Consider the following 13228-nt stretch of genomic DNA (forward strand, 5'->3'; position numbering starts at 1 on the left):
AGGAGCCCCACCATGACCCAGCACACCGACGACACTGCCCTCGGCGACACCACCCCAGCGCCGGCCGCTCACCCCTTCGGCAACCCCGACGCCCCCCTCGACCTCCCAGATGTGGTGCGCTCCCGCACCGTCGAGGAGATCCTCGCCATGGCCCGCCGCCCGGAGAAGCACGCCCGCGTCTGCCTCCGCGCCGACTTCGAGGCCCGCCTCGACCGCATCCTGGGCGAGCTCGTGACCCTGGTTACCCCGCAGGGCGAGCTCATCGAGGACCCCGAGGCATCCATGGGCGAGGAGAGCACCGCCTCCCGCGCCCGGGCCCTCAACGACGACGCGACCGCGATCCGCCGGGAGATGAACGACGCCATGTGGTTCCCCCTGTTCCGCGGCATGTCCTCCGAAGACATCGCGGTCTTCAACAAGAAGCACTTCCCGAAGAACGCCGACAAGGACGGCAACGTCGACCTGTCCGAGTACAACATCCTGCTCACCGCAGAGTGCTCGGTCGAGCCGAAGATGACGTCCGACGAGGTCCGCGCCCTCAAGTCGACGCTGGGGTCGAAGGCCTACAAGGCGCTCGTCAAGACCGCCCAGGACGTGTGCACCGAGGGCGGGGTGGATGTCCCAAAATCACCGCTCTCATTGCGCAACCTGACGCTGCAGTAGCGCGTCAGGTCATCGCCGCTGCCAGGGCGTCGATGGTCGCTCCGACGATCTTCCTCGGCCTGCGGATGCGGTCCACGACCTACCTGTACGACGACCCCGGCCACCCTGACCGGCCCACCGGGACCATCGCGTCCCCGGACTATGTGGCCGAGGACCGGGCGCTCCTCGTGGCGCTGCAGGCCTACGAGGCAGACCTGTGCCGGTGCGGGCAGCCGCGGTCTGTGGCGTGGCACACCGACATGGACGGGTTCTACGGCGAGGGCGGCGAGGCGCTGCAGGTCGTGTGCTTCGCGTGCACGGCCATTCAGGGCGGCGAGAAGAAGGTCACCTACCCCGTCGTGTGGAACACCCGCCCCGCCTCGAAGGGCCCGCTACCGCCCTTCGTTCTCGGCGTGACCACCACCGACAGCTGACCCCCCTTGTGCTTCACGACGACGGAACGGAGGTGGATGACCGGTGAGTGCTGAGGTCCGCTCCGTCGTCGTGAAGCTCTCCATGGAGAACGCGCAGTACATCGCTGCCGCGATCGCCTCCGGGGACGCCCAGGTCAAGGCCATGGGCAAGGCCAAGGCCGCGACCATGTCGCAGGGCCAGGCCATCGACAGCCTCGGAGGCAAGGCCGGGAAGATCGGCCTCGTCGCCGCGGCGGGGCTGGGCCTCATGGCCAAGGCCGCCATGGACTGGGAGTCGCAGTGGGCCGGGGTCACCAAGACCGTCGATGGCACCGGAGCCCAGCTCAACGAGCTCGAGGGCGACCTCCGCGACCTCGCCACCAGCCTCCCCGCCACCCACGAGGAGATCGCCGGCGTCGCGGAGGCTGCCGGCCAGCTCGGTGTGGCTCGCGAGGACATCACCGCGTTCACCAAGACGATGATCGACCTGAGTGAGACCACCAACCTCACCGCCGACCAGGCTGCGACCGACATCGCACAGATCTCCAACGTCATGGGCACCGGCGTCGACGACGTCGACAACTTCGGTGCCGCCCTCGTTGCGCTCGGCAACGACGGCGCCTCCACCGAGGCGCAGATCCTCGGGATGGCACAGCGCATCGCCGGTGCTGGTGCGCAGATCGGGCTCGCGGAGTCCGACATCCTCGCGATCGCGAACGCCGCGGCGTCCATGGGCATCGAGGTCGAGGCCGGCGGGTCGGCGATCTCGCGGGTCTTCACCGACATGGCGAAGGCGACCGCTCAGGGCGGTGCCGAGCTCGACAAGTTCGCCGCCGTCGCCGGTATGACCGCCGCCGAGTTCGCAACAGCGTTCGAGAGCGACCCGGCCCAGGCGTTCGCGTCGTTCACCACGGGGCTCGACCGGATCAACCAGGCCGGCGGCGACGTCTTCACCACCCTCGACGGCCTCGGTCTGTCCGACGTCCGCGTCTCCCAGGCCCTCCTCGGCATGGCTGCCTCTGGCGACCTCTTGACCGACTCTTTGGCCCTTGGGGCTTCGGCGTGGGAGGAGAACACCGCTCTCGCCGATGAGGCCGCGAAGCGGTACGACACGACCGCGGCGAAGACCCAGGTGGCGTGGAACAAGATCAAGGACGCCGGCATCGAGGCCGGCGGCGCGCTGCTGCCCGTGGTCGCCGAGATCGCCGATGGCGTCGGGATGATCGCGGACGCCTTCGGGTCCCTGCCCGCCCCCGTGCAGGGTGCGCTGACGAAGCTGCTCGCCATCACTGCGGTGGTGGGTGGGGCTGCTTGGTTCGGGTCGAAGGTCATCAGCGGTGTCACCGAGACCCGTGAGGCGATTCGTGGCCTCGGGACCGATTCGGGGACGGCCGGCGGGAAGCTGCGCGGCCTGGGGATCGCCGCGTCGATCGCGGTTGGGCTCTACGCCCTCGACGAAGCCCTAGACGCGATCGCGGAGTCCACCGACCGGGCGGTACCCGGCGTGGAAGGCCTCACGAACAACCTCCTCAACATGGGCAAGGCCGAGGCCATGAAGGCCCTCGCCCAGGACTTTGGTGACCTCGGCGCCGCGATCAGCGCCCTCGACGACCCGGGGATCATGGCGGACATCGCCGGGTTCTACGACTCGATCCCCCTCGGCCTCGGTGGCCTGGCTGACAACGTGATCCCTGGTCTGCAGTCGACCAAGCAGGAGTCCCGTGAGGCGGCCGCGTCTATCAAGGCCCTCGACGACGCGCTGGCCGGGATCGTCGCAGCTGGGGCGCCGGACCAGGCCGCTGCTGCACTCGAGGGCCTGGCGGGTGCCTACCAGCTCACCGAGGCCGAGCAGGCGAACCTGCTGGCGTTGCTCCCGACCTACCGTGAGTCCCTTGACGCCACCGCGAATGCCGCCATCCTCAGCGGGGAAGCCACCGAGGGGGCAACCGGGGCGACCGACTCGTACGTGAGGGCCGCTCAGGCGGCGGCCAAGGCGTCCCAGGAGGAGGCCCAGGCGCTCGCCGACGCTACGGACGCGATGCACGAGAAGCGCGACGCGACCCTGGCCGCGTTTGACGCCGAGACCGCCTACCGCCAGGCTCTCAAGGCCGCCCGCGAGCAGGGTGACAAGAACCAGGCGGGTATCAAGGGCAACTCCGCCGCCGCCTTGGAGAACCGCGCCGTCATCTCCGGTCTCGCGTCTGCGTGGAACAGCCAGTCGGCCGCGGTGAAGAACAACAACGCCAAGTTCCGCGAGGCCCGCTCCGCGTTCATCGAGACCGCGACCGCGATGGGTGTCCCCATCGGCAAGGCCCGCGACCTCGCCCGCCAACTCCTCGAGATCCCCCGCTCCCGTCTCATCGAGATCCAGGCCAAGACGGAGGCCGCGGCCGCACGGTTGGCTGACATCAAGCGCGGCATCGACGTCATCCAGTCGAAGACCGTCACGGTCACCGTGCGGCACCAGGAGTCGGGCACCGCCGACAACGCCCCCTTCGTGTCCGGCGGCTCCACCGTCCCCCGCCGCGCCCGTGGCGGCCCCGTGTTCGGGCCCGGGACCAGCACCTCGGACTCCGTCCCGATCCTTGCCTCCACCGGCGAGTACGTCGTCAGGGCCGCCGCCGTCGACCACTACGGCGTCGACACCTTCGAGCGCATGAACGCCCTCCGTCTCGCCGGCGGCGGCCTCGTGTCGTCGACGTACGCCCGCACACGCGGCACCTCCGGCCCTGGCGACGACGCTCTGGGCCAGCTCCGCGACGACGCCCTCATGCTGGCCGGCGCATTCGCCGAGGCTGCCTCCACCACGCAGGACGCCACGAAGGGGATCCGCCGCAACGTCGAGGAGCGCCTTGAGATCGCCCAGGCCATCTCCGGGATCCGCGACCTCAAGCGGTCCCTCAACGCCGACGGCAAGGACCGCCTCAACGGCCTCGACCGGAAGATCGCCCAGCTCGAGCTGCAGGCCGCCGAGCGGGCCTTGAAGCTCCTCAAGACCCAGGAGCAGCGCGAGGCCCGACAGGAAGCGCGCGACGCACGCCGCGAGGCCCGCGAGGAGCTCGCAAGCCGCCGCGACGCGCTGCGTGGAATCGGCGACAACCTGTCCTTCGACAACATCACCCCCGACAACACCCCCCGCACCGTCCTGATGGACATCAACGCCGAGATCGCACAATTCCGCGCCGACATCATCGAGGCCGGTGGCACCTGGACCGGTGCGCTCAAGGACTGGGCAGCCGAGATGCGCGCCACCGCCAAGGCCTTCGACACCGTCCAGGCCGCACTGGTCGAGGAGACCCGCAAGCGCGACGAACTGATCGAGTCCCTGAACTCCCAGCAGCAGGCCCTCGACCAGCTGATGCAGACGATGTCGTCGTACGCCTCGTCGGTGTCCGGGAACTTCCTCTCCGACCCCTTCAACGGCGGCTACACGACCAGCACACCCGGCACCGGCACGACCCCCGAGCTCGAAGGGCAGCGGTCCGCCCTGGCCGCGGCTGAGGCGCAGCTCATCGCGATCCGCTCTGGCCCCGGGGCGGACTCCGTCGCAGCTGCCGCCGAGGCCTCGCGCCTCATGGTCCAGATCCAGGCCATGCGCGCCTCCGTCGAGGCGGCCGCTGCGCAGGCCTCGGAGCCCGTCGAGACCACCGTCACGGGGCTACAGGCCCTCGAGCAGGTCCTCCTCGCCGACACCGCGGCCGCCGAGCGCATGGCCGCTGCCCTGGCGCTGCTCGAGGAGAAGGGCCTCGACACCGAAGGAGCACTCGGTGGGCTCTACGAGCAGCTCGCCGCATCCGGGGACTTCGCCACGGCCGAGGAGCTCGCGGCCCTGTCCGAAGAGCAGATCGCCTACTACGAGCAGCTCTTCACGACCCGGGAGAACGCCGCGGCGACCGTAGGGGCGCTCGCCACGCAGGCCGTCTACGGGGAGCAGCAGGCCGTCCTGGTCGCGACCATCGCCGCCACCACCGCAGCGATCGCCGCCCAGGACCTCACCATTGCGGCCCTTAACGCTGAGCTCGCGACCCTCGGGGCCGAGGTCCGCGCCGGCGCTGCAGCCGGGGTCCAGGCGCTGCAGCCGATGATCAGCGGTCTCCGCGCCGACGTGCGGCAGATCCCCCGCGAGACCGCCCAGCTCGTCCGCCAGCAGGGAGGCCGCTGACATGCCGATCGTGATCGGCGACGGAGTCGGCGAGCCCGGCGGAACCCTCGCGTTCTGCGCGATCTGGTTCAACCTGGCAGCCAACCCCGCCGACCTCTGCTCCTTCCGCAAGGCCGACGAGAAGATCGGCATCACGATCGACACCCGCACCGAGGTCCGCCAGCTCGCCAACCGGCGACGCATCGTCCGCCGCGGCGTCGCGGCCTACACCAGCATCGACCTGTCGCTGCCCCACTGCGAGCCCGCGCAGATCGAGTGGCTCCGCGACCACGCCGGGCAGCTCGTCTGCGTCCGTGACCATGTAGGGACCAAGGTTTACGTCGTCTACGCCCAGCTCCCCCGCGAAGTCCTCACCCGCGTCCGGGACTGGGCCGACGTGAAGCTCAGCCTCGACGAGATCACCCACACCGAGGCGGTCTGACGATGCAGCCGCTGACCGCCGCGCCGCGCGAGGACCTTACCGACGACCAGGTTCGGGCCCTGCTGACCGGCGACGACATCACCGTCACCGCCGGCCTCGAGCTCCTCGACACCCAGAACCGGGTCGTGGCCGACATCAGCGACGACCTCGCTGCGGGCGGGGTCGTCGAGCACGACGGTCGCGCGGTCGTGCACGGCGTGTGTCGGCTCTCGATCAGCCGGTGGTTGGCGTGGGGCCGCGACCGGGTCCGCCCCTACGTGACCCTGTCCAACGACGCAGTGACGGCGCGGTTCAACTGCGGCGTCTACGTCCTCACCACCCCGCAGTCGCGGCGCAGCGACGACACGCCCATGTACGACGTGCAGGGCTACGACCTGCTGCAGCTGCTCCTCGACCCAGTCGGCGACACCTACCTCGTGGTGCCGTACCCGGGCGCCGACCTGGTCGTGAACGGGTCGGTCGAGACCGACACGACGGGCATCGACTCGAACTCGGGGTTCGGGACCTACACCCCGGCGACCTTCGCGAGGACGACGTCGAAGCACTCCGGTGCCGGGGTGGCCTCGCTCGAGGTGACGTGGCCGACCGCGGCGAACTCGTGGGTGAACTGGGGCCTCTCGGGCCTCATCGTCGGGAAGACGTACCTCTTGACCTGCGACGTGTGGGTCCCCGCCGGTGGCCCCGACGTACGCCTCGACATCCTCTTCGTCGCGTCCTCCCCGTGGCAGACCACAGCGAAGGACCAGTGGGTGACGCTCGACTTCCTGTGGACCGCCACCACCTCGAACGTGTTCTTCGGTCCTGCGGTCCGCATCACCACCGCGGGCATGAAGACGTGGGTCGACCGGATGACGTTCACGCCGCTGTCCACGACGTACCTCGACGCGGTGAAGGCCGCCATCTCTGCTGCTGGTGCCGGTGCACCGGTGCGGCTCGACGGGACCGAGCACGTCGCGGTCCTGCCCTCGACGATGGTGTGGGCGCTCACGGACTCCAACCCCGCGACGTGGCTGCAGATCATCAACGACCTCCTCGCCTCGATCAACTACCGCGAGCTGTGGTGCGACGAGGACGGCACCTACCGGTCCGAGCCCTACCAGGACCCGAAGACCCGACCGGTGGAGTGGACCTTCGACACCGCCGACGAGCGGACCAACCTCGTCGGTGAGGAGTCGACCGTCGACGAGGACGTGTGGTCGGCGCCGAACCACTGGCGGTTCGTGCGCCGCGGCATGGACGTCACCCCGATCGAGGGCGACGGGATCTACACGGTGCAGAACCTCAACCGTGGGGCGTCGTCGCAGGCCTCGATCAAGCGGGTCCGGCGGCGGGTCGTGTTCCTCGACGCGGCGAACCAGGCGGCCCTGGTCGCGCAGGGCGACCGCATCGTCATCGAGGACACCGCCGCGACCAGGACGCTGACGTACGAGATCGACCCGCTCCCGATCGTGGGGCACCTCGACGTGGTCCGGATGATCGACGGCGACTCGAACGACAAGGTTGAGGTCATCAACTCGACGACGAGTCTCGACGGCGCCCCGGGGCGTTGGGTCATGGAGGTCGTGGGCTGATGGCCACTCGTCCGATCACCGAGGTCCAGACGGCCGCGACGGTCACCATCAGCGTCCCGCTCACGATCCTCGTCGACGGCGCGACCACACCGTGCCCCGCGAACGTTCTCGACGCCGGTGTCTACGGCGTCGGGCAGAGGGTCACCGTCACCGTCCGCAACCCCCTGCTGCCGCTAGTCCAAGGAGTCGAGTCATGACCGTGCCCCTGACCCTGCGTGAGATCGCGATCCAGGCCGCTCAGGACGCGAGCGCAGCCCGGACGGCCATCGCCCGGGGTGTGCTCGCGGACGTGCTGCAGCCGGCGGATGTGGCCGGGCTGGACGTGGTCGATGACACCGTCGAGGTTGTGGTGTTCGGTGACACCGACGGGACCCGCCTCTCGGTGCGCGGCGACGCAGTCGCCCTCGTCGACGGTGAGACCGGTGGGGCGTGGACCAACCTCGGTGCGGTGGGGTCGCTCGTCGAGCTCGGCGCGATGCTGGGCGCCGGCTGATGGGCGCCTGGCAGCAGATCGCGCCACTGCCGGTCGCAGTTGCGACGGGCGCGGGTTTGTTCCACGACGGCAAGGTCTACGTCTTCGGTGGCGCTAACAACAGCGGGCTCACGTCCTCGACGTTTATCTACACCCCCGAAACGAATACCTGGGCGAGCGGTGCCCCGGTCCCCGCGGCGCTCTTCGGCTACGCGTTCTCGGTCGGCACCAAGATCCACTTTCTCGGTTTCAGCACGACCAGTGGAGCCGTGAAGCACCACTACCGCTACGACCCGGCGACCAACACCTGGGAGAACCGCGCGACCCCGCCCACGTTCCGCGGCCAGCCCCTCGGCTTCCAGGACGCGGCCGGCCGCATCTACCTGGCTATGGGGCGCGAGGGTCTCGGCGGCAGCAGCGGCTACTCGCCCTCCTACATCGTGGAGCGTTACACCCCGGGATCAAACACCTGGGAGACTCTGACGCCCGCCCCGTACTCTGATGAGCAATACAGCATCACTGGTGTCATGGGTGACGACGGCAAGCTCTACTGCGGCCACCAGACATTCGCCAGCAGGTTGTACGTCTACGATCCGGCAACCGGAGTGTGGTCCCTCACCCCCGAGACCGCATCCCTTCCCGACTGGGGCTCCGGCGCCTACAACCAGCCCGTGTCACGGCTTGCGAGCGGAACGATTCTTGCGCTCCCAGGCAATCACGGAGGCGAACGGCGGAAGCGCGTCGACGGCTACACCCCCGGCGCAAGTGCGTGGGCGCTTGGCGTGATCCCGGACTACCCAGGTGCCGTGCTCGACTATCCGGCTGTCGCGACGGATCCCTCCGGGTTCGTCTACCTCATCGGCGGCGAGGACAACTACGGCGGGGGCTCGTCATCCGCCCAGGCCTACGTCTACCTCGAGAACCGCACCCCCAACGCACCCGTCCTGACAACTATGGTCGGTGGCGCGCTGATCTCGACCGCGTCACCGAACCGTGCCGCGCACACCTTCAACGACCCCGACACCGGCGACTCCCAGTCGAAGTTCGAGCTCCGGCACCGCATTGTCGGCACCGTCACCTGGACCACCGTCGTCGTCAACAGCCCCAACCCGTTCTACGACTTCCCGCCCGGGACCTTCACTCCCGGCAACTACGAGCGCCAGGTCCGCACCTGGGACGCCGGAGGCCTCGTCGGGCCCTGGTGCGCGTCCGGGTTCTTCACCGCGGCCAACCCGCCCGCTGGTCCGTCGATCACGTACCCGATCAACGGTCAATCCGTCGAGCAGACCGAGACCCTCGTCTGGTCCACGGCCGAGCAGGACGCCTACCAGGTCCGCCGGGTCGGCAACACCGCCGGCGCACCGAACACCGCGGTCATCTACTACGACACCGGCGAAGTCGTCGCACCCCTACCGCGATCGATCCCGCTGACCTTCGAGACCAACAACCGCCCCGAGCACCTGCAGGTCCGGGTCAAGTTCGCCGGTCTCTGGTCGGTGTGGATCAGCGTGATGGTGAACGTCGACTACACCGAGCCGATGGTGCCGTCGTTCGTGATCTACCCCGACCCCGACACCGCGTCGCTGCAGATCATGCTCACCAACCCAGCCCCCACCGGTGGCGCCCCGGTGACGGTCTACAACGACGTCTACGTCACCGAGGGCGGGGTCGAGGAGCGCAAGGCCACCGAGCTACCCACCAACGAGGGCTGGCGCTACTGGACGCCCGTGTCCGGCCGGGACTACTCGACCGCGATCCGGGTCGTGGCCGTCGCCGCGAACGGCACGACCGCGAGCACCCCATGACCACGACCCCCGAAGGAGTCCTCTGATGGCCCGCTCACTGTTCGGTGGCCGCGTCGGCGACTCCGTCGTCTCGCTGTTCGCGCTCGGTCGACGCCAGCTCCTCACCCTCCCCATCGACGCCAACGGCGACCCGACGTCGGTCACCCTGCAGGTGTGGTCCGGGCCAGCGGCCAACGGCGGGGTTCGCTACCTCAACCTCATGCAGGCGGACGGCACCACCGCCACCAGCGTCGTGGTCGTCCCCTCGACGGGGCAGGTGCCTGCGTTCTACGGCCCCGACGGCATCAACGTCGAGGTGTGGGTCCGCGACCCCGACGGCGACTTCTTCCGCATGGACGCCCGCGCGGACTCAGCTGCAGCAGCCGCCGCTGCAGCTCAGGCGGCGGCCGAGGTTGCAGCGGCCGCGGCGGTGGCCGCGAAGGTCGCTGTCGAGGGTGTTGTGGCAACGACCGGGGGCCTGATGACGGCCGTCGATGCCGACGCCGGCAGCCTCTTCCGTCAGCAGCAGGACGCGAGACATACGGCCACGATTGCAGCGGAGGCTGTCGTCCCGCTCCCCGCAATCAGGGCGCCCCGACCCGTGGTGTGCTTCACCTTCGACGACTGCCCCGCTGCCGACTGGACGGCCATGAAGCCGATCCTCGACACGGCCGGGATTAAGGGCGGGTTCGTCATGCCGTCCGGCTACCCCAATGCGGGCGGCAACATGACGTGGGCGCAGGTCAAGTCGCTCTACGACGCGGGCCACGAGATCGTCGCCCACTCGATCGACCACTCCGACCAGATCCCTCAGGACACCGCGACCCGCACCACTCAGATCAACAATCGCGCCGCCTATGAGGCGCAGGGCGTCAAGGTGCGCGGGTACGCCTACACGTTCGGCAACCATGACGCCGGGGTCCGCAAGATCGTCCGCGACTACTACGACTACGGCCTCGCCACCACACAGGCGGGCACCTCGGGGTCGCAGCAGCCGCTCTCGACGTTCGCGATCCGGCGCATCGCGATCAAGGACTCGACCGTCACCGCGACGCACTACGCCCAGATCGACACCGCGATCGCCAATGGCGAGATCCTGGTTTTCATCCTCCACTCGTCGGCCACCGTCGCGGAACTCACCAGCGCGGGCGGTGGCTACACGCGCCTGGCTAACGTGATCGCCTACGCGCAGTCTCTCAGCGTCCCGATCCTGACGCCCTCCCAGGCGTTCGACCTCGTCAAGAACACCCTCGACTCGGGCGACTTCCCGGGCGGCGCTGACTACACCGTCGTCACTGGCGGCGGGCGACTCGTCGCCCCGCCCGTCGTTCGGCAACTCACCGACTCGTCGGCCGCGATTGGCACCGTACCGTCTGCCTACGCCGTGGGCGAGACGTTGCAGAACGTCCTCTCCCCGTCGCCCGCTGGCCCGCGCGCCGACAACGGTCCCGGCGTCCTCAAGACGTTCATCACAGTCCCCGGCGTCGTGGCCGCCAACGGGCAGTTCAACTATCAGGAGTTCCACGGCACCAGTGGCAACGGTGTCTGGGTGCGCTCGGCGTCCTCCACTAACGCAGCTTGGAGCGCGTGGTCGGAGCTCGTTCTTAACTTCACCCTGAGTGCATGGACGGCGAACCTCTTCATCTCTGCCCACCAGCGGGTGCGTCTCCCCAGCGGTGGCCTCGGCTACCTCACGACGGGCCGGACCACGCGCGCCACGTGGGACGCCACCGAGCGCGACTTCTGGACCTTCCTGCCTGGTGGGCACGTCGAGCAGGTCGCAGCGGGCACCACGACGTGGAAGTCCCCGACCGGGATCAACCGCCTGATTGCGCTCGACCTTCTCGCGGCCGGATCGGGCGGCAATGGCGGCGGGTCCGCAACGGCAGCCCTTGACCAGCGCGGCGGTGTTGGTGGCGGACCGGGCGAGCGGTCGGTGCGGCGCAACCTCGCCGTCACTGCCGCCACCTCCTATGTCGGCGCGGTCGGCACGGGCGGGGCTGGCGGGGCTGGCGGCGCAGCGGGCGGCAACAATGCGGGCGTGGTCGGCACGAGGGGTGGCGACACGACGCTGACCATCGGTGCGACCACCTACCGGGCGAGCGGCGGGAACATTGGCTCGGCTACCCCAGGCAACAGCACCGCGACAGTCCACGGCGCATCTCAGGGTGCAACCGGCAATGTCGTTACCACGACCGGCATCCCCGGCACGGGCGGCGCTGCTGGCGGCGTGGGAGTGTCCCCGGTCCCCACGGGCGGCGTCATCGGCGGCTCTGGTGGCGGTCCAGCATCAAGCGCCACATCCAAGGGTGGACTGGGCGGCAATGCCCGCACCGCTCCCAATACCAGCATCGGCAGCGTCGCGGGCGGCGGCTCGGCAACCGCAGACGGTGCCACCGGACAGACCGCAACTGACCTCGGTTGTGGTGGTGGCGGCGGCGGCGGCGGCTGCGCTGGCGGTGCCGGTGGCACTGGTGGCGGAGGTGCTGACGGCCTGATCGTCGTGGAGTTCTAGGCGTAGCACTTTGCTCGTTATGCACGGCTGACCCCTCACCGTCTCGGTCTCGCAGCAGCGCGCCCAGACCCCCTGCCACGACCACCAGCGATGGAGGCCCCCATGCCCGAGCTCGACCACGTCCTACGAGCAGTCCTGACCTTCGAGGCGATGCTCGCGCTCCTCTTCGCCGGACACTGGGTCGGCTCAACCTGGCACGAACGGACGTGGCCGATCAGGGTGATCCTGATCGGGATCGGGCTGGTCATGACCTACCTACTCGCGGGCCAATTCAAGGCCTTCAACCTCGGCATCCCCTTCGACGCGTTCTCGTGGCTCGGGCTCATCGCCTACGCCGTCCTGCTGTCCGGCTTCACCTGGCAACGCCACCGGGAGCGACGCACTCGAAGGGGTCGGTGACGGTGTGGACCCCGTTCTCGGCACCGTCGTCGCGTCGTTCATCGCCGCATCGGCCTCCATCACGATCGCCATCATCACCTCGCGAAACTCCGCGGCGATGCTCGAGAAGGAAGACAAGATCCGCCGCCAGGCCAAGAAGATCACCGAACTCGGAGGAGATCCGGATGACGTCTGAGAAGCGTCGCCTCATCCTGGGGATGCAGCCCATGGGCATCGCCCTGGTCGCACTGATCGCCCTCGCCGCCCTCACATCGGGCATCGCGATCGCGCTCCTGCTCGACGGCCGCGACACCGCACGCACTGAGCGTGACGTCGTGGCCGGTCAGTCACAGGAGCTCGTCGACTGCGTCAAGGACCCCGACACCCCCGACTGTGACGCTGAGGCCGACCAGGTCGAGGAGACCATCGACGAGGTCGCCCAGGGCGATCCAGGTCCTGCGGGCGCCCAGGGACCCGCGGGTCCACCAGGTGTCCAGGGTCTGACCGGCTCGGCCGGCGCGCAGGGTCCGCGCGGATTCATCGGACCCGTCGGACCAGCCGGTCCCCCCGGCGATGTCGGCAACACCGGCCCGGCCGGCGCGCTCGGCCAGCAGGGGCCGCAGGGCGACACGGGACCTGTAGGCCCACCCGGTGACCCCGGCCCGCAGGGGCCTCCCGGTCCGGCTGGTGAACCTGGCCAGGACGGTCGTGACGGCACCGCCCAACCCGGCACCTACACCTGCCCCGAGGGCCAGTACCTCGCCGGCTTCACCGTCGGTGACGCCGGCGCCGTGTTCCTCGACTGCCGCCCGCTACCCGCCCCAGCCCCCGCCACGACCTGATCCACCGACTCCGCACCCGCCTCGCCCA

At 69.5% G+C, this 13228-nt stretch carries 12 protein-coding genes; all 12 read left to right on the forward strand.

Annotated elements, in window-relative coordinates; all coding sequences use genetic code 11:
- The first annotated feature begins 12 nt into the window (after positions 1-12).
- The 12 genes from BM204_RS16020 (at position 13) to BM204_RS16070 (ending at position 13200) form a co-directional block, all read left to right on the forward strand.
- Complete coding sequence (locus BM204_RS16020) at positions 13-663, forward strand: hypothetical protein (RefSeq protein WP_091115408.1); 651 nt, start codon at positions 13-15, stop codon at positions 661-663.
- Positions 664-695: 32 nt separating this feature from the next.
- On the forward strand, positions 696-1076 hold the full coding sequence (locus BM204_RS16025) for a hypothetical protein (RefSeq protein WP_091115411.1): 381 nt from the start codon (positions 696-698) through the stop codon (positions 1074-1076).
- A 43-nt stretch (positions 1077-1119) separates the two neighbouring features.
- Positions 1120-5217, forward strand: coding sequence for a phage tail tape measure protein (locus tag BM204_RS16030; protein ID WP_091115412.1), 4098 nt, complete (start codon positions 1120-1122; stop codon positions 5215-5217).
- A 1-nt stretch (position 5218) separates the two neighbouring features.
- Entirely contained in the window at positions 5219-5638 is a 420-nt protein-coding gene (locus BM204_RS16035) for a hypothetical protein (RefSeq protein WP_091115415.1), read from the forward strand.
- A gap of 2 nt (positions 5639-5640) precedes the next feature.
- Positions 5641-7209 carry a hypothetical protein gene (locus BM204_RS16040; RefSeq protein WP_091115418.1) on the forward strand — a complete coding sequence of 523 codons (1569 nt, stop codon included), beginning with the start codon at positions 5641-5643 and terminating at the stop codon, positions 7207-7209.
- On the forward strand, positions 7209-7406 hold the full coding sequence (locus BM204_RS16045) for a hypothetical protein (protein WP_091115421.1): 198 nt from the start codon (positions 7209-7211) through the stop codon (positions 7404-7406). The genes BM204_RS16040 and BM204_RS16045 overlap by 1 nt, the downstream gene beginning before the upstream one ends.
- Positions 7403-7702 carry a hypothetical protein gene (locus BM204_RS16050; RefSeq protein ID WP_091115422.1) on the forward strand — a complete coding sequence of 100 codons (300 nt, stop codon included), beginning with the start codon at positions 7403-7405 and terminating at the stop codon, positions 7700-7702. The genes BM204_RS16045 and BM204_RS16050 overlap by 4 nt, the downstream gene beginning before the upstream one ends.
- The gene (locus BM204_RS16055) at positions 7702-9486 is read left to right on the forward strand and encodes a Kelch repeat-containing protein (protein ID WP_091115425.1); all 1785 of its coding nucleotides are present in this window, start codon (positions 7702-7704) and stop codon (positions 9484-9486) included. Before BM204_RS16050 ends, BM204_RS16055 begins: the two co-directional genes overlap by 1 nt.
- A 25-nt stretch (positions 9487-9511) precedes the next feature.
- Positions 9512-11980 (forward strand): polysaccharide deacetylase family protein, encoded by a 2469-nt coding sequence (locus BM204_RS16060; protein ID WP_091115427.1) that lies wholly within the window; start codon positions 9512-9514, stop codon positions 11978-11980.
- 102 nt (positions 11981-12082) lie between these two features.
- Entirely contained in the window at positions 12083-12379 is a 297-nt protein-coding gene (locus BM204_RS16065; protein WP_143099800.1) for a hypothetical protein, read from the forward strand.
- A 4-nt stretch (positions 12380-12383) separates the two neighbouring features.
- Positions 12384-12554, forward strand: coding sequence for a hypothetical protein (locus tag BM204_RS22730; RefSeq protein ID WP_170259192.1), 171 nt, complete (start codon positions 12384-12386; stop codon positions 12552-12554).
- A complete protein-coding gene (locus tag BM204_RS16070; protein WP_091115432.1) occupies positions 12544-13200 on the forward strand; it encodes a collagen-like domain-containing protein in 657 nt (218 codons plus the stop codon). The genes BM204_RS22730 and BM204_RS16070 overlap by 11 nt, the downstream gene beginning before the upstream one ends.
- Positions 13201-13228 lie beyond the last annotated feature (28 nt).

This window comes from Nocardioides psychrotolerans (genome assembly GCF_900113685.1).
GTDB lineage: Bacteria > Actinomycetota > Actinomycetes > Propionibacteriales > Nocardioidaceae > Nocardioides > Nocardioides psychrotolerans.

Bases quoted from the DNA above. Each gene is read 5' to 3' on its own strand.
- BM204_RS16045 (WP_091115421.1), top strand. From the start codon at position 7,209: ATGGCCACTCGTCCGATCACCGAGGTCCAGACGGCCGCGACGGTCACC.
- BM204_RS16070 (WP_091115432.1), top strand. From the start codon at position 12,544: ATGACGTCTGAGAAGCGTCGCCTCATCCTGGGGATGCAGCCCATGGGC.
- BM204_RS16055 (WP_091115425.1), top strand. From the start codon at position 7,702: ATGGGCGCCTGGCAGCAGATCGCGCCACTGCCGGTCGCAGTTGCGACG.
- BM204_RS16020 (WP_091115408.1), top strand. From the start codon at position 13: ATGACCCAGCACACCGACGACACTGCCCTCGGCGACACCACCCCAGCG.
- BM204_RS16025 (WP_091115411.1), top strand. From the start codon at position 696: ATGGTCGCTCCGACGATCTTCCTCGGCCTGCGGATGCGGTCCACGACC.
- BM204_RS16040 (WP_091115418.1), top strand. From the start codon at position 5,641: ATGCAGCCGCTGACCGCCGCGCCGCGCGAGGACCTTACCGACGACCAG.
- BM204_RS16060 (WP_091115427.1), top strand. From the start codon at position 9,512: ATGGCCCGCTCACTGTTCGGTGGCCGCGTCGGCGACTCCGTCGTCTCG.
- BM204_RS16035 (WP_091115415.1), top strand. From the start codon at position 5,219: ATGCCGATCGTGATCGGCGACGGAGTCGGCGAGCCCGGCGGAACCCTC.
- BM204_RS16050 (WP_091115422.1), top strand. From the start codon at position 7,403: ATGACCGTGCCCCTGACCCTGCGTGAGATCGCGATCCAGGCCGCTCAG.
- BM204_RS16065 (WP_143099800.1), top strand. From the start codon at position 12,083: ATGCCCGAGCTCGACCACGTCCTACGAGCAGTCCTGACCTTCGAGGCG.